This window comes from Acutalibacter caecimuris (genome assembly GCF_034335085.1).
Classification (GTDB): domain Bacteria; phylum Bacillota; class Clostridia; order Oscillospirales; family Acutalibacteraceae; genus Acutalibacter; species Acutalibacter caecimuris.
Genome location: NZ_JAWXXJ010000008.1, coordinates 47,403 through 65,664 on the forward strand (window position 1 = coordinate 47,403; position 18,262 = coordinate 65,664).

Below are 18,262 nucleotides of genomic sequence, written 5' to 3' on the forward strand. Positions count from 1 at the left end.
CCCCGTTACGCCCTCCAGCGCGCCGGTATCCGCGTCGTAGCTGTGGGCCTACCCGTTTATTCCACCGCCGGCAGCTTTGCCAGGGATTTTTGGATGTCCCCGTCTGTGGGGATGGTGTTCTGCATCTCCCCCTTATGGAACTTCTCGTAGGCCACCAGGTCAAAGTAGCCGGTGCCTGTGAGGCCGAAGAGGATGGTTTTTTCCTCGCCGGTTTCTTTGCAGCGCAGGGCCTCGTTGACCGCGGCCAAAATGGCGTGGCTGCTCTCCGGGGCGGGCAAAATGCCCTCTACCCGGGCGAACTCTTCCGCCGCCTGGAACACGTCGGTCTGCTTGACGCTGACGGCCTCCATGAGCCCGTCGGCGTACAACTGGCTTAAAACGCTGCTCATGCCGTGGAACCGCAGGCCGCCGGCGTGGTCGGCGCTGGGCATGAAACCGCTGCCCAGGGTGTACATTTTGGCCAGGGGGCACACCTTGCCTGTATCGCAGAAGTCATACCGGTACTGGCCGCGGGTAAAGGAAGGGCAACTGGCCGGCTCTACGGCGATGATACGGTAGTCCGCCTCGCCCCGGAGCTTTTGGCCCATAAAGGGGGCGATCAGCCCGCCCAGGTTGCTGCCGCCGCCGGCACAGCCGATGATCACATCCGGCTTGACACCGTACTTGTCCATAGCCGCCTTGGCCTCCAGGCCGATGACGGACTGGTGCAGCATCACCTGGTTGAGCACGCTGCCCAGCACATAGCGGTAGCCGGGGGTGGAGGTGGCCACCTCCACGGCCTCGCTGATGGCACAGCCCAGGGAGCCCCCGGTGCCGGGGAACTCCTCCAGGATCTTGCGGCCCACGCCGGTGGTTTCCGAGGGGGAGGGGGTCACGTTGGCACCATAGACCTTCATCACCTCCCGGCGGAAGGGTTTCTGCTCGTAAGAGCACTTGACCATGTATACCTTGCAGTCCAGCCCCAGATAGGAGCAGGCCATGCTGAGGGCGGTACCCCACTGGCCCGCGCCGGTTTCGGTGGTGACGCCCTTAAGGCCCTGCTGTTTGGCGTAGTAGGCCTGGGCGATGGCGGAGTTCAGCTTGTGGGAGCCGGAGGTGTTGTTGCCCTCAAACTTATAGTAGATTTTGGCGGGGGTCTGGAGTTTTTCCTCCAGGCAGTAGGCCCGCACCAGGGGGGAGGGGCGGTACATCTTGTAAAAATCCCGTATCTCGGTGGGGATCTGGAAATAGGGGGTGTCGTTATCCAGCTCCTGCCGGACCAGTTCGCCGCAGAACACTTCCTCCAACTCCCCGGCGGACATGGGCTGGTAGGTGCCGGGGTGCAGCAAGGGGGCGGGCTTGTTTTTCATATCGGCCCGCAGGTTGTACCAGGCCTCCGGCATCTCGTGCTCTTCCAAATAGATTTTGTAGGGGATCTTGTTTTCACTCATGATTCGGTATGCTCCTTTCGGTTGCAGCCGGGCGGTTGCCATAAACAGCAAAACCCCTGCCCGGCAGATAATTTCTGCTGGGACAGGGGATTATACACTCCTGCGGTACCACCCGGCTTGGCGCACAAAGCGCCCACTCATGCGCACAAACCTGCTATGCGCCGGCTTTGCTAACGGAGCGCCACTCCGGCTCGCCTAATGGCGCCACACGGCTGCATCAGCCGCCCGGCCCTTTCGGTCCGCCCTCAAAAGCCCATTCAGCCGCGCGTTTCCCGCCGCGCTCACACCACCGCGCGGCTCTCTGGGGAGAAATTGGCCCAGCCTACTTACACTTTCTCAAAGGTTTCTACTGCCTATTATACACATCTTCTGCAAGGATGTCAACCGGAAATTTCATTTTCCCTTCCCGGTTTATAAAAGCCCGGCAAACCCAGGGAAGGGGCCTTATGATTTCTTCCACAACAAAAAGACACCCGCCCCTGCCCCCACCAGGAGAAACGGCGCGAGCCGGATAAACAGCCATTCAAACCCGTGGTAGGCCGTTCCGGCGATGGCAAGCTCCGGGTCGCTGTAGTCCCAGTTCTGGTAGGGGCTGTTGAGGAAGGCCAGGACCGCGAAAGCCGCCACCAGGGCCGTGCACAATGCAATGCACAGCCATTGGAGCGTCTTTCGCCTGGTTTCCTTCCTTTGGGCAAGTTGCAGGTTGATCACCTCCAGCTTTTCGGCGATTGCTTTTATGGCATCCGGTTTCGTTTCGACGACGGTTTCCCCCAGCAGCGTGCTTACGGGTGTTTCCAGCACCTCCGAGATCGAGAGCAGCAGGTCGGAGTCCGGGACGGACAAGCCCTGCTCCCATTTTGAGATGGTTTGCCGTACCACGTTCAGCTTGACGGCAAGCTCCTGCTGGGAAAGGCCCTTTGCGTGCCTGATCACTTTAATATTTTCGCTTAACATAAGAGGCAGCTCCTTTCGGTTTTGTTTTGCTACCAGTATTGTACAGGAAACGGCCCGTTGCCGCAAGCAACGGGGAGTAACATACCGGGTTTACCGCCGTATTGCCCCTTACATTTCTGTTTTCGCCCTGCCTGCCATAACAGGCAGCACCGCACAAAGGCCAGCCTGTGGCCCCTGCGCGGTGTTGCCCATCGCCATTTTCCGTTTTAACCCGTAAGCCGTGAAACTTCAGGATACCGGCCCGGCAGCGCCGGCCTTGTGCAGGGCATCACGTTTCCGCCTGTTGGGTTTCCCCGGCCTTCCCCCCGTCCACCGCCTTGGTGACGGTCCGGGTGGTGCCGCCTGAGATATAGGAGCGGCCGCACTCGGGGCAAATGTCGGTATGGAGGGTGACGGTCTGGCTTACTACCTTGCGCCCCTCCTGCTTGGCCTTGGCCTGCTCGTGGTACACGTGCTCCATCTCGTGCCCGCGCACCGCGGACGCCACGATGGCCGGGTCGATCCTGGTCGGCGTCTGGTACGACACGCTGCTGTCGTCGGAACCGTCCTGGTACTTCCGTTTTTCGCAGGTTTCGCAGCGGCCCTCATCCGCGGCCTTTTGGGCGCCCTGGGCCCCCAGCATCCCGGCCTCCTGATCTGCCGGGCTGTTGACCCGCATACGGGCAGCCATTTCCGCCGGGTAGGCTGCGGGCAAAACATTGGCCTGGGCCGGCGCCCCTGCCGGCGCGGGCGTGCCGGTGCTGCCGGCCGGATAAGCCGCCCCCCGGTCCGCATACTGCACACGGGCCCGGTTGGCCTGTTCGGCGTGGTAGGCGCTGGCCCACTGCCCGGTGGAAAAACCCACCCGGCCGGGCGACTCTACATAGACCGCCGTTACCGGACGCACCGGGGAAACCGGCGTCATGGGCCCTGTAGGCCGGCCTGCCCGCACACCGGCCGACGGGCGCAGCCCATAGTTATATATGCTGGTCACCTGCTGGTTGATCGGCATAATCATCGTAAACACCCCTTTTAGCTGATGGTACTTGGTATTATACCCCATTTTACGGAAAAGTACAATGGGCTGCCCCCAAAATTTTGCACCGGGCAGCGGGCTGCCCCCTTGACAAACATCCGACATCGGACTATAATGGCTTTTGTCCGATATCGGAAGTTTAGAAGGCGATGCCTATGCGTGACCCAACCATTGACCCCTGGCTGCTGGAATTTAACGACATCTTCCGGGAAAACGACAGCCTGTACCGCTCGGCCGCCCAGCGGCTGGGCGTACCGGCGTGCACCCTGTGGATCCTCTACTCCCTGCGGGTAGAAAGCCCGCCCCTTACCCAGGCACAGCTTTGCCGGCTGATCCAGCAGCCCCGGCAGACGGTGAATTCCGCCCTGAAAAACCTGGAGCGGGAGGGCGCCATTACCCTCTCCCCCGGCGGCGACCGGCGCACCAGGGAGGTGGCCTTGACCCCAAAAGGCGCGGCCCTGGCAGCGCAGACCGCCGACCGGCTGATTGAGGCCGAAGAACAGGCCCTGGCCGGCCTGGGGCCCCAGGAACGGGAAGGGTTTTTACGGGCCTACCGCAAGCTCAACCAGCGCCTGCGGGAAACCATGGGCTCTATGTAGCCCGCCGGATGCGCACACCTTTTTTACAGCTTGAACCGATTGGTACGTTATTTTGACAGAAAGGACTTTTTATGAAACAACAGATCCAACTTTCCGACCACTTTTCTTATACCCGCCTGCTGCGGTTCGCCCTCTCGCCGGTCCTGATGATGGTTTTTACCTCTATTTACGGCGTGGTGGACGGCCTTTTTGTATCGAACTTTGTGGGCAAAGTACCCTTTGCCGCCATCAACCTGATTATGCCCTTTACCATGATTTTGGGCGGGCTGGGCTTTATGATCGGCACCGGTGGCAGCGCCCTGGTCGCAAAGACCCTGGGCGAAGGCCGCCGAGAGGACGCGGACCGTTACTTTACCATGCTGGTGCTTTTCACCCTGTTGACCGGCGCGGCTACCACGGCCTTTGGCCTGGCCTTTATGGAGCCCGCCGCCCGGCTGCTGGGGGCTACGGACGCCATGCTGGGGGACTGCGTCCTGTACGGCCGTATTGTGATAGGCTTTACCACTGCCTTTATGCTGCAAAATGTCTTTCAGACTTTCCTTTCCACTGCCGAAAAGCCTAAGCTGGGCCTTTTTTACACCGTGGCGGCCGGCGTTACCAATATGGCCCTGGACGCGCTGTTTATTGCCGGGTTCCGCTGGGGCGTGGCCGGGGCGGCGCTGGCTACGGGCATCAGCCAATGCGTGGGCGGGGTGCTGCCCCTCTTCTTTTTCCTGCGGCCCAATGCCAGCCTGTTGCGGCTGCGGAAAACCCGCCTGGAGCCCCGCGTCCTTCTGCGGGCCTGCGGCAACGGCTCTTCGGAACTGATGTCCAATATCTCCGGCTCTTTGGTGGGGATGCTTTACAACTTCCAGTTGCTGCGCTTTGCCGGTGAGGACGGTGTGGCCGTGTACGGGGTGCTGATGTACGTTTCCTTTATTTTTGTGGCTGTGTTTATCGGCTTTACGGTGGCAAGCACGCCGGTGGTGGGGTACCACCACGGGGCCGGCAACTATGCCGAACTGAAGAGCCTTCTCAAAAAAAGCGTGGTGCTGATGTTCGGGGGCGGCGTACTGATGATGGCCCTATCCTGGGTACTGGCCCGGCCGCTGGCACAGGTCTTTGTGGGCTACGACCCGGCCCTGGCGGAGATGACCCGCCACGCCTTTTTGGTGTTCTCCTGGTCCTTCCTGCTGGCAGGGTTCAATATCTTCGTTTCCTCCTTCTTCACCGCCCTGAATAACGGCGCGGTTTCCGCCGCCATCTCCTTTTTGCGCAGCCTGGTCTTTCAGATCCTCTGCGTATTGGCCCTGCCTGCCCTTGTGGGCCTGGACGGCATCTGGTGGTCTGTCACGGTGGCCGACGTTTTTGCCTGCGCCATCTCCCTTATCTTCCTCTTTGCCAAACGGAAACGGTACCACTATATGTAGCCCGGCGTCCTTACTATGGGGCGCGCCCACGGGTGTGTCCAAAACGAAGGGTTTAAAAACGGGATTCCGGCAACCAACTGGTAAAAGTTTCGTCCACCTTTTCAAAGGTGGCGGGGTTCTTAGGGGCAGAGCCCAAGAGTTGGCTACGCCAACTCTCCGCCGCCGGGGGCCAAAATTTCGTTATAAACTCTTCGCTTGGAACACACCCCGTGCCCACTTAGTGGTTGATTCCCAAGCAGGTATATGGTATGATAGTCCCAAACACCGAAAGGAGCATTCCCATGACCCAGCAAACGTATACCATCTGGCAGGGGGAAGAATACGCCTACCCCATGGCCGCGGGGTTTGTGCCCTTCCTCACCGCTTACACCCATACCGGCACCGCGCTACGCCCTGCCATGCTGGTGGTGCCCGGCGGCGGCTACTGTTTTGTGTCCCCTACAGAGGCCGAACCGGTGGCAAAGGTGTTCTATCAGGCGGGGTACAATGCCTTTGTACTGACGTATACCGTTAACCCCCTGATGAACGCCCCCCTTAAAACCCAGGCCCTACAGGATATTTCACGGGCCGTGCGGTTTATCCGCGCCCGCGCCGGGGCGTTTGCCATTGACCCGGGCCGGCTGGCCGTATGCGGGTTTTCCGCCGGGGGGCACCTGTGTGCCAGCCTGGCCGTCCACTGGGCCGGGGCCTGCGACCCTGACTCCGCCTACGCCGGGATCTCCAACCGGCCGGACGCGGCGCTCCTCTGCTACCCGGTTATCACCAGCGGCTCCTTTGCCAACCGGCCTTCCTTTGAGGCCCTGCTGGGCAAGGACGCCCCGGCAGAAGAACTGGCCTACATGAGCCTGGAAAACCACGTCAGCGAAAACACCCCGCCCTGTTTTTTGTGGCAGACCATGGAGGACGACTGTGTCCCGGTAGAGAACAGCTATCTCTTCGCCCAGGCCCTACAGGCAAAAGGCGTGCCCTATGCCCACCATGTGTTTACCAAGGGGGCCCACGGCCTTTCCGTGGCCAATGCCGATTGGCTGGCCGGCAATGTGGGCGAACCCTATACCAAAACCCAGTTGGCCGCCCTGCGGGACCTATGCCAGGCAGGCCAACTGCCCGGCGTAGAGCCGGATGCGATGGACCACTTCTTTGCCCCGCCCGGCGCCCAGGACCCGGCCTGGCGGGCTGCCGTGGAGAATGCCTGCCGCCAAGTGGATATCTGGCCCCAGTTGGCTATCCGCTGGCTGGACGACATGATGGACATATAAAGAACCCGCCCCCCCACTACCGGCAAAACCCACAGGAGGCCCGCTTATGGACGAATCGAACCTGCAAATCACCATGCTTGGCCGGCTCAGCCTGCGCTACCAGGGCGCGGTAGTGGGCGACGGCATTGGGCACTCAAAAAAGGTCTGGCTGCTTTTGGCCTATTTGATCTGCAACCGGGGCCGGGCTGTTTCGAAAGAGGAACTGGCCGGGGTGCTCTGGCCCCCGCAGCGGGGGGAAAAGCGCCCGGCCAACCTGGCCAACTCCATGAAAACCTCCTTTTTCCGGGTACGGGCCTGTTTGGACGGGCTGGAGCCTGGCGCCGGCCACCGGCTGGTGCAGACCCGGGAGAACGGCTATATTTGGATGCCTGACGTGCCTGTGGCGCTGGACATAGAGGAGTTCCAGGCCCTATGCGCTGCCGGTGGCAGTAGCCAGCCCGACAACTGGCTACAGGCGGCGGAGATGTTCGACGAGGGGTTCCTCCCCAAGCTGCGGGAATACCCCTGGGCCGCGGAAACCGCCCGTCATCTGGCCGGGCAGTTTGCCGCGGCGGTCAACGGGGCCCTCCCCCTTTTGGAGGAGCAGGGCCGCTGGCAGGATATGGTGCGGCTGTGCCAAACCGCCCTGGCCCATGACCCTCTCAACGAAAACCTGTACTGCCGGCAGATGTCCGCGCTGATCAACCTGGGGGAGAACCGGGCTGCCGCCCAGGTATACGAGGATATGAACCAGTTTTTCCTGGCCCAGTCTGGGGGCCTGCCCGGCGAAGAGGCCCAGTCTATCTACCGGCGGGCAACCCATGATATGGGCGGCGGCTCAGTGCCCTCGGCGGCTATTCTGGACCAGTTGGCAGAGGAGCCGGCCGAAGGGGCGTTTATCTGCGATTACGATGTGTTCCGCGCCCTGTACCGCCTACAGGTGCGGGACTCGGCGCGCAGCGGTGAGGAAACCAGCCTGGCCGTGGTCACGGCGGCCCCCAAGCACGGGGGCCAGTTGAACCGCCGCAGCCTGGAGCTGGTTATGGCAAACCTTTTACGGCTGATCCCCTCCTCCCTGCGTCAGGGGGACGCCGTAGCCCGGTGCAGCGCCTCCCAATACGTCCTGCTGCTGCCCCGTGCCAGTTTTCAGAACAGCCGGGAGGTCTGCCGGCGGATCACCAGGGCCTTTTGCCGGCTGTACCCCCACTCCCCGGCCATGCTACAGGTTACGGTATGCCCTTTGCAGCCGGGGGAGCATCTGCCCCCCGCCATGGAGGGCACCCCCTGACCCCACCAAAACAGCCAGGCAAAAATGCCTGGCTGTTTTTATTTTGCCGGTTGGGGCTAGAGTCTGTTTTAAAACGCCGAAACGCCGTCTATTTTGCCCCAAAACGGTGCTTTCTATGTCAAAAATCCTCGAAAGGCTGCAAGCCTTTCTGGCGGCAAGCCTCTCTTGCGGTTTTTCCTTGAAAGCCCTCGTTTTTGGACAAAAATCCGGCATTTCTCCGGTTATAAAACAAACTCTAGAGTAGGCGCGGCCTTAGCCCACCCGGATAACGGCCGACCGTTCCTGGCGCCCGTCACGGACGGTAAGCACCAGGCTGCCGGGTTTGGCGGCCCGCACCACGGCCATTGCGCGGCCATAATAGGTGGTGCACTCTCCCACGTCATAGCGCTCCTCGGTACGGGGGGCGGCACTGCCAAAGGCCAGCAGCTCCCCGCCCTCCACCGTGGCAGTCAGCACCCGGTCGGCAGCGCAAGCCCGCACGCCGTTGGTACCCCGCAGGGTAATGGGGATGCAAAGGGTTTCCCCGGGGGCAGCCTCCAGTTTCTCCGGCTCCAGGCAGGCCTTAGCCGCGCCCACCGCGGAAAACAGGCTGCTCCGGCCGGTTTCCCTGCCCTTGCCGTCATACAGCACGGCGGTCAGTTCTCCGGGGGCATAGCGCAGCTTAAACAGGGCCCGGCCCTCCTTCAGCCTCTTTTTGCCTACAGAACGGCCGTCTAAAAGCAGCTTAACGCTCTCCCCGCAGCCGTACACCTCTACCGTGGCCGGGTATCCCTCACAGCCCTGCCAGCTCCAGCAGGGCAGGCCGTTGGCCCCCCGCCATACCGACTTAATCAGCTTATCCCCCGGATGGTCTACCGGCCGTACGGCAATGACCGGGTCTTTCAGCATCCCCCAGGCCGCCTGGGCCCAGAACATCTCCCCATTGGGGTCGCCCAGGATGTCCAAGGCGCCACAGTCAGCCAGCAGCCAGGGGTATGGCTTGTCGAACACCTTGGCGTCGGCGGTATAGGCCCAGGCGCCGATGCCGCACTCGCCCAGATAGTCCCAGGCCACCCACATGAAGTCGCCGATAAGATAGGGCAGGCGCTCCACCATCCGCCAGTTTTTCCAGATGTCCTGGGGGAATGTTTCGCTGCCCACCAGCACCCGGTCCGGGTGTTTTTCCCCTTCCAGCTTATACCGGCCCGATGCATAGTTGTACCCGGCTATGTCCAGGGCGTCCAGCACAGGGCTGGTGACCTTATCTGCCCTAGGCCCGTTAGCGGCGTTGTTCATGGCGGGGCCCACCTTGGCGGCCATCATATTGAACATGGTGCTGTTCATCCCACCCGTCTGGTTTACGGAGTCGTCCGCCCGGTCCCCTTCCTCTTTGTAAAGGGGATTGCCGTTGGCCGTGGCCGTCAGGATGGACAGGTTGATGCCCGCTGTTACCGGCCGGGTCCCGTCCAGTTCATGGAGCCGGGCCACCAGTTCCCGTGCCAGGTCCATGCCCCGCTCTTCCACAGGCTCGGCCACCTCGTTGCCAATGGAGTACATGATCACGCTGGGGTGGTTGTAATCCTTTTCCACCATAGCCCCCAGGTCGGCCTGGTAGCCTTCCATAAACTGCCCCGCATAATCGTGGGGCCTTTTATGCTTATACCACATATCCCAGCTCTCGTCCATTACGTAAAGTCCATACCGGTCGCAGGCGGCAAGCAGGGCCTCTGAGGCCGGGTTGTGGGCCGAACGGATGGCGTTGAACCCGGCCTCTTTCAGCAGCCGCACCTTCCGCTCCTCCACCTCCGGGGGAGCCGCAGCCCCCAATACGCCGTTGTCGTGGTGGATGCACCCGCCCCGCAACAGGGTTTCCCGGCCGTTGATCAACAGCCCCTCCGGCCCCCAGGCGATCTGCCGTATGCCGAACCAGGTTTCCGCCGTGTCCACTGTTTGCCCGTTTTGCAGCAGGCTGGCCCGGCACAGGTAAAGCTTGGGGCTCTCCGCGCTCCACAGGGCCGCGCCGGGCAGGTCCAGTTCCACCTTTTCCCCTGTGCCGCGGGCCAGCAGGGTGTCGCCGTCAAAAACAGCTACCGCCACCTCCGGCTGGCTCTCCCCGGCGGCCCCGCCTGTGTGGCTGGTTTCCACCCTTACCCTGGCGGGGGCTACGCCCACTGTTGTCACCAGCAGGCCCTGCCAGCCAATGTGCACCGGCCCGCCGGTTATCAGTTCCACCGGCCGGTAGATGCCGCTGCCGCTATACCACCGGGAGTTCGGCATCTGGGTGTTATCCACCTCGACGGTCACGGTATTGTTGGCGCCACAGCGCAGGCCCGCGCTCAGGTCGACGGTAAAGTCTGTGTAGCCATAGGCGTGCCAGGCCAGGGCCTCGCCGTTCAGGCTGACCTGGGCGTTGCGGTATACCCCGCCAAAATGCAGCAGGACAGTCTGACCCTCCCAATCCGCCGGGCAGTAGAACACCTTCTCGTAGATGTACTTCCCGCCCGGAAAAAAGGCATGGCCGGAGCCCCCTGGGGCTGCGGGATCCCTCGGCTCATGTATCATCGCGTCATGGGGCAATGTGATCGCCACCCGCGTTTCCTGCCCATATATGCCAAAAAGCCAGTTCTCGTTAAAAGCTTGCGCTTTCATGTGTCCACACTCCTTTTTGTGGATAAAATTCATAAATTTTATTATACCCTCTTTTCCGTCATTTTGCAAGTGCCGGTTACAGGCAGGGTGTCCAAAGGGCATAGTTGATGAATAGGAAAACGCAAAAGTTTCGGCGCTTTACCCACCGCCCTCAAAAAGAAAGAAGGCCCCTGTGCGGGAGCCTTCTTTCCTGTTCCATACTCAGGCGTACACGTCGAAAGTGTAGGGGCTGGGGGGCATCATCTGCTGCAGCTCCTTCAGGGCCAGTTCTTCGGTGGTGTCCATCATCTTCTTGGTCAGGGCCAAAGAGTAACCGGTAGCCACCTGGGCCTGGCTGTAGGACGTGGCCATGGACGCGATGCTGTCCATAATACCCATAGAAAAAACCTCCTTTTTATGCGCCGGGGCGCATGGGGTCACAGATAGTGTAGCACACTTTGGGGGCGCTGTCAATGGGGACAGAGGGCCGGGGAGCCCTTATACGATTTCCCTGTCTGCAAAATAACAGGGTGGGCGGGGGCATCCTGTGCTACTGCTCGGCAAAGAGAAAGCAGAACGCACCCAAAACCGTTACAAAAAAGGGGCCAAGGCTGGCCCCTTGCTTGTATCATCCGCCCGGCACCTGGTTTCTGCCCTCTGCCTTTACCCGCAGATATGCGCCCTCTGCCACCGGCAGGTCCGTTTTCCAGTACACCAGCATCTCCGCGTGGGGGGCGGACTGGATAGGCGCCCAGTCCTCGTTATACAATTCCCCCAACTCCGCCGTAAACGGCGCTGTCCCCGGCTGGAGGATGTCCACCTGCTCCCCGGCAAAAAAGCGGTTGCGCTCCCGCAGCTTTATGTAGGGGCCGGCCCGGCCTGCGCACACCGCCACCACCTCATACGTACGGGTGTACTGGCTGCGGCCCGTGGTCTGGCCCGGTTCCCCGCCCAGGTAAAAACCGGCGGAATACGTCCTGTGGCTGACTTTTTCCGTTTCCTCCAAAACCTCTGCCGGCAACGCCCCCTGGGGGTTCTCCCAAAAGAAGTCGATAGCCCTGCGGTAGGCCGCGGTAACACAGGCCACATAATAGGCCGACTTGGCCCGCCCCTCAATTTTCAGGCTGCCAACCCCTGCCTCCATCATGGCGGGGATGTGTTCGATCATCCGCAGGTCATTGGAGTTGAGGATATAGGTGCCTCCCCCGCTCTCTATCACGGGGAAATGCTGGCCCGGCCGCTGCTTTTCCGTCAGGCTGTATTCCCAGCGGCAGGGCTGGGCGCACCGGCCCCGGTTGGCGTCCCGGCCCGCCATATAGTTGGAGAGCAGGCACCGCCCGGAAAAGGACACGCACATACTCCCGTGGGCGAAAGCCTCCAGTTCCAGTTCCGGCGGGGTATACCGGCGTATCCCGGCAATCTCCTCCAAGGAAAGCTCCCTGGCCAGTACCACCCGGCTGGCCCCTAATGTATAGCAGGCGTTGGCGGCGGCGTAGTTCACAATGCCCGTTTGGGTGGAGATATGCCGCTCCACGGCTGGGGCATATTCCTTTGCCAGTGCCAGCACCCCCAAGTCGGAGATGATCAGCCCATCCACCCCGCAGCCCTGGCAATGGGCCAGGAACCCCGGCAGGGCTGCCAGTTCCTGGTTGCGGGGCAGGGTATTGCAGGTCACATACACCCGCACCCCCTGCTCGTGGCAAAAGGCCACGGCCTCTTTTAGTTCGTCCTCTGTAAAGTTCCCCGGCGCTGCCCGCATCCCGTAGTCCTTCCCGGCCAGGTATACCGCGTCGGCCCCGTAGCGTACGGCGGCTTGCAAGCGCTCCATGTCCCCGGCGGGAGCTAAGAGTTCCGGCTTATGCCGGAACTCTGGCTCCGGCTTATGCCAGAACTCTCGCTCCGACTTATGCTGGAACTCTGGCTCTTGTACGGCCATAGCTGTACTCCTTTCTGCCTCCGGCGGCCAAGATTTTCCCTGCTTTATGGGGCAGAGAGGGTTGTTTGCCCTGTTTCTCAACTCAAACCGGCCAACTGCTTGTTGTACTCGTGGTCGTCCGCGTTGGTGGCGTAGTAGGCCACGCCATCCTCTGAGTGGCAGAAATACAGGTAATTCGCCGCGTCCCCGGTAGTATTGGGTTTCAGGGCGGCGTTTATGGCGTCAATGCCCGGATTGCAGATGGCACCGGCCGGCAGCCCACTGAACTGGTACGTGTCGTAAGCCCCGTGGCTGAGGGTGCCCCCCAGTTCCGCCATTTCCTTGGCGTTTTTATAGGGGTAAAAGGAGGTAGAGTCGCACTCCAGGTTGAAAATGCCATAGTCCGCGCCAAAGTTCAGCCGGTTATGCAGTACGGCCGATACATTGAACATATCCGGCGTATTGGCGGCCTCCGCCTGTATAATGCTGGCCAGCCGTACCACTTCGTCCACTGTCATGCCAGAGTCGGCGATCTTCTGCTGTAGCTTGTCATCCACCTTCCGCTGGAAGTTCCAAAGCAGCTTGCCCACGACCGAGTCCAACTCCTCGCCCTTGTAGAAGTCGTAGGTGTCCGGGAACAGGTACCCCTCTATCTTGTAGTACCTGCCGCTTGTATCGCCAATATCCCCCACCATATCGTAGTCACTATAATCGCCGTTGTTCAGTTCGTCCAGGAAATCCTGGGCCGTGCAAACCTCGTTTTCCTCCAGCAGGTTGGCCATTTCCAGGGCCGTCGTGCCCTCGGGGAACACCACCTGCACCACCTCCAGGTGCTCGCTGCCGCCTCCCTGTAGTACGTTGATCAGTGCCTCATAGTCCAGGTTGGTGTCCACCTGGATGTATTCGCCGGGGGTGAAATCCTCCATGTCCTCCTTGATCTTGCAGTATAGCGCAAAAAACTCCGGCTCCTTCACGGCCCCTGCCTGGTGGAGGATCTCTGCCAGCCCTTCTTCGGTAAGCTTGCCCTCCGGGATGGTGATGTCCACCTTGCCCGGCTGGCGGCTGGCCCCGAAAAAGTCGTTAGACCCACCGATCAGGTAGCTGGCCAGGGTAAAGGAGATGAGCAGCACCATACACAGCCACATCAGGGAGAACACCCGTTTATTCTTCCGGGCCTTTACCCGGTTGCGCTTTTTGTGGGCCTTCCGCTCCGCGCGCTGTTCCTGGGGGGTCAGGGCAGCCTTCCGCACCGAGTGGGGCGGCTCGCTGTACTGGCCAGGCTGCGCCCTGCGGCTGCGGGGCATCTCCATACTGGCGGTCATCAGGTCCCGCTCGTCAATGCTTACCTTAAAGCCGCTGGTGGGGGTGATGCCCGCCGGTGCCTGGGGTTTACCTTGTTGTTGTCCTTTATTCTGCTGGGGTCTGTTGTCCATGTTGATTCCTTTCTGTACCTATCCGTATTGGGCCGCCGTTCCTCCCAGCCGGGCCCGCCGCTGCCTTGGGGGATGGCCCGGCTTAGCCCGGCCCGGCCGCTCCCTTGTCAAACTGGATGCCGGCCTGGATCTCCTCTGCTGTTTCTTTGGAGGTGAGGGCCTGGGCCAGCTTTAGCCCAAACTGGGTAGATACGCCCATTCCCCGTGCTGTGATGAACTGCCCATCCTTGCAAACAAAGCGCTGGCTGAGCCTGCTGCCGCCCTCTTCCAGGTCCTTCTGGAAACTGGGGAAAGCCGTGGCTTCCCTGCCGCTCAACAACCCCTTGTGGGCCAGGATAGACGGCGCGGCACATATGGCCCCCACCAGCTTGCCCCCCTCCACGCAAGCATCCAGCAGGGCCTGCACTTCCGGCGATTTTTCCAGGTTGAGGGTGCCCGGCAGGCCCCCCGGCAGCACCAGGCAGTCCAGGGACGCGGGGGTGGCCCCGGACAGCTCCAGATCAGCCGTAACGGGTACCCCGTTAGACGCTGTTACAACCTTGCCGGTTACGCCTACGGTTTTGACTTCGACTTTTGCACGGCGCAAAATGTCTACCGGGGCCATTGCTTCTACCAACTCAAAGCCCTCTGCTAACAGTACATATACCATATATTGTGGCTCCTTTCCTTTGTGCTTATTCGCTTGCGCCCCTTCTGTATGCGGCCATAAGGGGCGGTTCTTGCCGTTTCTTTCATGGGCCAGGACAGGTTTTACCGCCCTTTCTGCCGCGTACCTGCCTTTTTGGGCCAGATAATGCCCCGTTCTCCCCCAGTTCTTCGGCAGGTATCAAGGGGTTATTACCGGGTTCTTAGGGGGATATCAACGGGTTCTCTAAGGGGTATTTTTTGGGGGGCCGCTGTTGTATGCCTCCGGCGGCCCAAGGGGTTTCACCCCTTGGGGAACCCCACCACTTTTGAAAAAGTGGACAAAACTTTTATGTGGTTATATTTTTATTAAATTTTCCTTTCGAATGTTGCGGGGATGGGGAAGAAAACGTGTTGCACGAAGTGCGCATGGAAGTTTTTGCGGATTCTTAAGGGGCTTTTTTCAAAAAGCCCCTTAAGCGGGGTGTGGGGCAGGGCCCCACGGCCTTAAAAAGGCTAACGCGGGGCAGGAGAACGTGTTGCACGAAGTGCGCGTAAAAGTTTTTGCGGATTCTTAAGGGGCTTTTTTCAAAAAGCCTCTTAAGCGGGGTGTGGGGCAGGGCCCCACGGCCTTAAAAAGGCTAACGCGGGGCAGGAGAACGTGTTGTACGAAGTGCGCGTAGAAGTTTTTGCGGATTCTTAAGGGGCTTTTTTCAAAAAGCCTCTTAAGCAGGGTGTGGGGCAGGGCCCCACGGCCTTAAAAAGGCTAACGCGGGGCAGGAGAACGTGTTGCACGAAGTGCGCGTAGAAGTTTTTGCGGATTCTTAAGGGGCTTTTTTCAAAAAGCTCCTTAAGCGGGGTGTGGGGCAGGGCCCCACGGCCTTAAAGGCTAAAGGGGGAGAGCCTAAAGAGCGGCTTGCAGCACTTGTTGGTGGATTTCCTCCACCTGGAGGGGGCGGCCGCCGCGGGCGCAGTGCACGGTGCGCCAACCCAACCGGGCGGCGGCGAAACGGGCGCAGCGGGCGCAGTTTTCCAAAAAGGCCCGGTCCCGCTCGTGGATGTCCTTTTGGCCCTCCTGGCCCCCGTAGCGGCCGCTTAGCAGCTTTTGGGAAACCTCTACCGGCATATCCAGCAGGATGACCCGGTCGGGCCGGGGCAGGCCCAGCTTATGGTACTCAAAGTCCTCGACCCACGCAATATATGCCTCCCACTGGCTTTCCGGCAGCTTTTCCATCTGGTAGAGCAGGTTGGAGGTGGCGTATCGCCCGGCCAGGATGGTGACACCCCGCCGGTAATCCTCCCCCCAGCCGGTGCGGAAACTGGCGTAGCGGTCTACCGCGTAAAAGGCCCCGGCGGCATAGGCGTTCACGTCCCCAGGGGCGCTGCCAAAGGCCCCGCCCAGATACATCTTCACCAGCGCCGAAGAGGGGGAGGCGTAGTCCGGGAAGGACACCGCCCGCACCGGCCCCCGCCGGGCCAGGGCCTGTTCCAGCAGGGGCAGTTGGGTGCTTTTGCCGGTGCCGTCCAGCCCCTCCAGCACGATCAGGCTCATAGGGACGCCCCCAGCCCGGCGAACTGCTCCCGCACGGCAGTGGCCTGGCCGCAACTCATTTTCCCCTCCGGGCACTCCCCCCGCAGGCAGGGGGGGCCCGCCTGGCGGAACAGGTGGGGGGCCGTTTCCCGGACCAGCCGGAGCATCTCGGTGGCCAGGGCCCGTATCTCCCACTGGGCCCGCTTGCAGCAGCGGTGGGTGAAGAAGTTCCGCAGTTCCCGTGCGTTCATGGTGCAGATCAGCTTGGTGGCACAGGCATTGGGCAGCACGAACCGGGCGTCCTCAATGGCCTTTTTCTCCGCCTTGCGGGCCGCCTCTTTTGGGGTGAGGCCCTGGGCCAGGAACGCCTGCTCGTGCTCTTTTTGCAGGATATCCGCCAGCCGCTGGTAGTGCCGGACATCCTCCTCCATGGCGGCCAGGAACTCTTCCTTGGCCTGGGGCAGGGCCTCGATCTCCGGGGGGAGCACATAGTCGAACCGCCCCTCTTTGACGTAGCGCTGGCTCTGCACGCTGTAGGAGGCGATCCGGTGGCGGGTCAACTGGGCCAGGAGCGACCGGGACACACCCTCGATGCCAAAGGTAAAGCTGGCGTGCTCCAGGGGGCTTTCATGGCCAATCTCGGTGAGCATATCAATAAAGGCCCCGGTTTTTTCCTCTGTCAGGCCCTGGTATACCGTGTCGATATCCGCCGCCGCGTAGCACAGTTTGGCGGCACAGGCCACGGTACGCTCCGGGTCCGGGGTACAGGCCAACAATTTTACGTGTAAACTTTTCATGGGTTCTTCTCCTTTTGGGGCAGGGGTTAGAGTCTGTTTGAAAACCGGCTCTAGCCCTCTTCCTCTTCTTCCTCCAGCCAGGGCAGGGGCCAGCCGGGCTTTAGGGTGTCCAACTGCCGGATGCACAGGGCGTCCAATTGGGCCAGCAGCTCTTCGCCGCTGAGGCCCCCGGCCAGGTACGTTTCCAACTGCCCGACAAAGGGGGATTCCTCCCAGCAGAAACCTTCCAGGCAGCGGGGGACGCCGCTGTAGCGGTAGCTGGCCTCTTGCAGCAAGGCCATCTCCGGGGCCCGCGCCCCTTCCAACAGGGTGGGCTCCATGGAAACGGCCTCTCGGTAGATGGGCAAGGTGCCGCACACCTTGGCCATGTGGGTGTTGTTGTCCGCGTTGGTCAGGTAGGCCAGGAAGTGCACGGCCTTTTCCGGCTGGGCTGTCTGCCGGCTGACGCCCCAGCCCACCCACTGGCAGGGCACGGTGGCCGTTTTGGTGGTGGCGCCTGCCGGCAAGCCCGCCACCTGCCAGCTTTCGGCGGGCATGGCGGCGCGGATGGTTTCCAACGCCTCGCTGCCGGCGATGAGCAGGCCCGCATCGCCGTTGATAAAGGCCTGCACGGCCCCGGCCTCGTCCGCGTAGCCGCCCCCGGGCACGGAGCCCATGAGCCTGTCAAAGGTTATCAGGGCGCTGGGGGCGTTCTCCCCGGTGAAGATGGAGGTGGCGCTGAGGCCGTCCTTACTGGGGGAATAGTAGGGGGCGGAGGCGGTATGCACCCCCAGCACGCTCCACATGACCGCGCTGAAAAGCCGGCTTACCTTGTCCCGGCTGATGGCCAGGCGGCCTTGCTCGCCCATGAGCAGGGGCATGAGCCCGGCCCGGTCCCAGGCCTCCAGGTTCACCTGCTCCTCCCAGGGTTTGCCTTTATTGTGGGCGGTGATCCAGTCTGTGCGGTAGAAAAGCAGGTCCTGCCGCACATCCACCGGCACCGCGTACATCCCCTGGCGGCCCATGTAGCGCATGGCAAGCCCCGTGGCGCTGCCCAGGCTGCCTTCGTTGTACCAGGCGTCGGCATACAGGGAAAAGTCCAGCAGCCCGTCGGCCTGATCGCCCAGGCCGCTGTCCGTGACCACCCGGATGTCCGGCTGCTGGGCGCCGCTGCCCTGGGGCTGTAGGCTGATCTCCGTTTGGGGGTAGTCTGCCCGGTACTTTTCTACGATCTCCTCCATCACCGGGCCGGCGCCCTCCACCCCGGCGGGCACCTCGACCACCAGCCGGGCGGGTTGGCCGTCGTTTTGGGGCAGGGTTTCCGTTTCGTACATCACCGTTTTCTCCGGCTTGCAGCCGGCGAGGGCCAATATAACTGCCAGGCACAGGGCCGCGCCCCGTATGTGCCGCTTTTTTACCATAGCTTTGCCGCCTTTCCCCTTT

The 18,262-nt window shown here is 61.5% G+C and carries 16 protein-coding genes; 5 read left to right on the plus strand and 11 right to left on the minus strand.

All coding sequences use genetic code 11. The features are described 5' to 3' along the window. Positions 1 to 56: 56 nt before the first annotated feature. From U8U01_RS06145 to U8U01_RS06155, 3 genes are all read right to left on the minus strand, one after another. The gene (locus tag U8U01_RS06145; RefSeq protein WP_322172586.1) at positions 57 to 1,430 is read right to left on the minus strand and encodes a TrpB-like pyridoxal phosphate-dependent enzyme; all 1,374 of its coding nucleotides are present in this window, start codon (positions 1,428 to 1,430) and stop codon (positions 57 to 59) included. A gap of 444 nt (positions 1,431 to 1,874) precedes the next feature. Beyond that, positions 1,875 to 2,384 (minus strand): helix-turn-helix domain-containing protein, encoded by a 510-nt coding sequence (locus U8U01_RS06150; RefSeq protein WP_322172588.1) that lies wholly within the window; start codon positions 2,382 to 2,384, stop codon positions 1,875 to 1,877. A 268-nt stretch (positions 2,385 to 2,652) separates the two neighbouring features. Then, positions 2,653 to 3,381: a hypothetical protein gene (locus tag U8U01_RS06155; protein ID WP_322172590.1), complete on the minus strand. Its 729-nt coding sequence runs from the start codon at positions 3,379 to 3,381 to the stop codon at positions 2,653 to 2,655. A gap of 173 nt (positions 3,382 to 3,554) precedes the next feature. On the opposite strand from U8U01_RS06155, the gene U8U01_RS06160 reads away from it, so the two are divergent. The 5 genes from U8U01_RS06160 (at position 3,555) to U8U01_RS06180 (ending at position 8,177) form a co-directional block, all read left to right on the plus strand. Then, a complete protein-coding gene (locus tag U8U01_RS06160; protein ID WP_322172592.1) occupies positions 3,555 to 3,998 on the plus strand; it encodes a MarR family winged helix-turn-helix transcriptional regulator in 444 nt (147 codons plus the stop codon). A 71-nt stretch (positions 3,999 to 4,069) separates the two neighbouring features. After that, a complete protein-coding gene (locus U8U01_RS06165) occupies positions 4,070 to 5,407 on the plus strand; it encodes an MATE family efflux transporter (RefSeq protein ID WP_322172594.1) in 1,338 nt (445 codons plus the stop codon). A 281-nt stretch (positions 5,408 to 5,688) separates the two neighbouring features. Further along, positions 5,689 to 6,666 (plus strand): alpha/beta hydrolase, encoded by a 978-nt coding sequence (locus tag U8U01_RS06170; protein WP_322172596.1) that lies wholly within the window; start codon positions 5,689 to 5,691, stop codon positions 6,664 to 6,666. A 46-nt stretch (positions 6,667 to 6,712) separates the two neighbouring features. Beyond that, positions 6,713 to 7,933 (plus strand): AfsR/SARP family transcriptional regulator, encoded by a 1,221-nt coding sequence (locus tag U8U01_RS06175; RefSeq protein WP_322172598.1) that lies wholly within the window; start codon positions 6,713 to 6,715, stop codon positions 7,931 to 7,933. A gap of 115 nt (positions 7,934 to 8,048) precedes the next feature. Next, a complete protein-coding gene (locus U8U01_RS06180) occupies positions 8,049 to 8,177 on the plus strand; it encodes a hypothetical protein (RefSeq protein ID WP_322172600.1) in 129 nt (42 codons plus the stop codon). A gap of 8 nt (positions 8,178 to 8,185) precedes the next feature. On the opposite strand, the gene U8U01_RS06185 is transcribed toward U8U01_RS06180, so the two are convergent. The 8 genes from U8U01_RS06185 to U8U01_RS06220 form a co-directional block, all read right to left on the minus strand. Next, positions 8,186 to 10,561, minus strand: a complete 2,376-nt coding sequence (locus U8U01_RS06185; protein ID WP_322172601.1) for a glycoside hydrolase family 2 TIM barrel-domain containing protein — start codon at positions 10,559 to 10,561, stop codon at positions 8,186 to 8,188. A 201-nt stretch (positions 10,562 to 10,762) separates the two neighbouring features. Then, positions 10,763 to 10,939 carry a YjfB family protein gene (locus U8U01_RS06190; protein WP_322172603.1) on the minus strand — a complete coding sequence of 59 codons (177 nt, stop codon included), beginning with the start codon at positions 10,937 to 10,939 and terminating at the stop codon, positions 10,763 to 10,765. Between the two features lie 229 nt (positions 10,940 to 11,168). Further along, positions 11,169 to 12,476, minus strand: coding sequence for a peptidase U32 family protein (locus tag U8U01_RS06195; protein WP_322172605.1), 1,308 nt, complete (start codon positions 12,474 to 12,476; stop codon positions 11,169 to 11,171). 77 nt (positions 12,477 to 12,553) lie between these two features. After that, positions 12,554 to 13,888 (minus strand): endolytic transglycosylase MltG, encoded by a 1,335-nt coding sequence (gene mltG / locus U8U01_RS06200; RefSeq protein WP_322172607.1) that lies wholly within the window; start codon positions 13,886 to 13,888, stop codon positions 12,554 to 12,556. A gap of 82 nt (positions 13,889 to 13,970) precedes the next feature. Then, a complete protein-coding gene (locus U8U01_RS06205) occupies positions 13,971 to 14,537 on the minus strand; it encodes a DJ-1 family glyoxalase III (protein WP_322172609.1) in 567 nt (188 codons plus the stop codon). A gap of 879 nt (positions 14,538 to 15,416) precedes the next feature. Continuing rightward, positions 15,417 to 16,064, minus strand: a complete 648-nt coding sequence (locus tag U8U01_RS06210) for a dTMP kinase (RefSeq protein WP_322172610.1) — start codon at positions 16,062 to 16,064, stop codon at positions 15,417 to 15,419. Then, a complete protein-coding gene (gene thyX / locus U8U01_RS06215; protein ID WP_322172612.1) occupies positions 16,061 to 16,840 on the minus strand; it encodes an FAD-dependent thymidylate synthase in 780 nt (259 codons plus the stop codon). Before thyX ends, U8U01_RS06210 begins: the two co-directional genes overlap by 4 nt. A gap of 50 nt (positions 16,841 to 16,890) precedes the next feature. Then, positions 16,891 to 18,240: an ABC transporter substrate-binding protein gene (locus U8U01_RS06220; protein ID WP_322172613.1), complete on the minus strand. Its 1,350-nt coding sequence runs from the start codon at positions 18,238 to 18,240 to the stop codon at positions 16,891 to 16,893. Positions 18,241 to 18,262: the final 22 nt, after the last annotated feature.

What these genes read in the sequence shown, in the direction of transcription:
- U8U01_RS06170 (WP_322172596.1), top strand. Translation starts at nt 5,689, where the DNA reads ATGACCCAGCAAACGTATACCATCTGGCAGGGGGAAGAATACGCCTAC.
- U8U01_RS06175 (WP_322172598.1), top strand. Translation starts at nt 6,713, where the DNA reads ATGGACGAATCGAACCTGCAAATCACCATGCTTGGCCGGCTCAGCCTG.
- U8U01_RS06205 (WP_322172609.1), bottom strand. Translation starts at nt 14,537, where the DNA reads ATGGTATATGTACTGTTAGCAGAGGGCTTTGAGTTGGTAGAAGCAATG.
- U8U01_RS06185 (WP_322172601.1), bottom strand. Translation starts at nt 10,561, where the DNA reads ATGAAAGCGCAAGCTTTTAACGAGAACTGGCTTTTTGGCATATATGGG.
- U8U01_RS06165 (WP_322172594.1), top strand. Translation starts at nt 4,070, where the DNA reads ATGAAACAACAGATCCAACTTTCCGACCACTTTTCTTATACCCGCCTG.
- mltG (WP_322172607.1), bottom strand. Translation starts at nt 13,888, where the DNA reads ATGGACAACAGACCCCAGCAGAATAAAGGACAACAACAAGGTAAACCC.
- thyX (WP_322172612.1), bottom strand. Translation starts at nt 16,840, where the DNA reads ATGAAAAGTTTACACGTAAAATTGTTGGCCTGTACCCCGGACCCGGAG.
- U8U01_RS06150 (WP_322172588.1), bottom strand. Translation starts at nt 2,384, where the DNA reads ATGTTAAGCGAAAATATTAAAGTGATCAGGCACGCAAAGGGCCTTTCC.
- U8U01_RS06195 (WP_322172605.1), bottom strand. Translation starts at nt 12,476, where the DNA reads ATGGCCGTACAAGAGCCAGAGTTCCAGCATAAGTCGGAGCGAGAGTTC.
- U8U01_RS06160 (WP_322172592.1), top strand. Translation starts at nt 3,555, where the DNA reads ATGCGTGACCCAACCATTGACCCCTGGCTGCTGGAATTTAACGACATC.
- U8U01_RS06180 (WP_322172600.1), top strand. Translation starts at nt 8,049, where the DNA reads ATGTCAAAAATCCTCGAAAGGCTGCAAGCCTTTCTGGCGGCAAGCCTC.
- U8U01_RS06190 (WP_322172603.1), bottom strand. Translation starts at nt 10,939, where the DNA reads ATGGGTATTATGGACAGCATCGCGTCCATGGCCACGTCCTACAGCCAG.
- U8U01_RS06220 (WP_322172613.1), bottom strand. Translation starts at nt 18,240, where the DNA reads ATGGTAAAAAAGCGGCACATACGGGGCGCGGCCCTGTGCCTGGCAGTT.
- U8U01_RS06210 (WP_322172610.1), bottom strand. Translation starts at nt 16,064, where the DNA reads ATGAGCCTGATCGTGCTGGAGGGGCTGGACGGCACCGGCAAAAGCACC.
- U8U01_RS06155 (WP_322172590.1), bottom strand. Translation starts at nt 3,381, where the DNA reads ATGATTATGCCGATCAACCAGCAGGTGACCAGCATATATAACTATGGG.
- U8U01_RS06145 (WP_322172586.1), bottom strand. Translation starts at nt 1,430, where the DNA reads ATGAGTGAAAACAAGATCCCCTACAAAATCTATTTGGAAGAGCACGAG.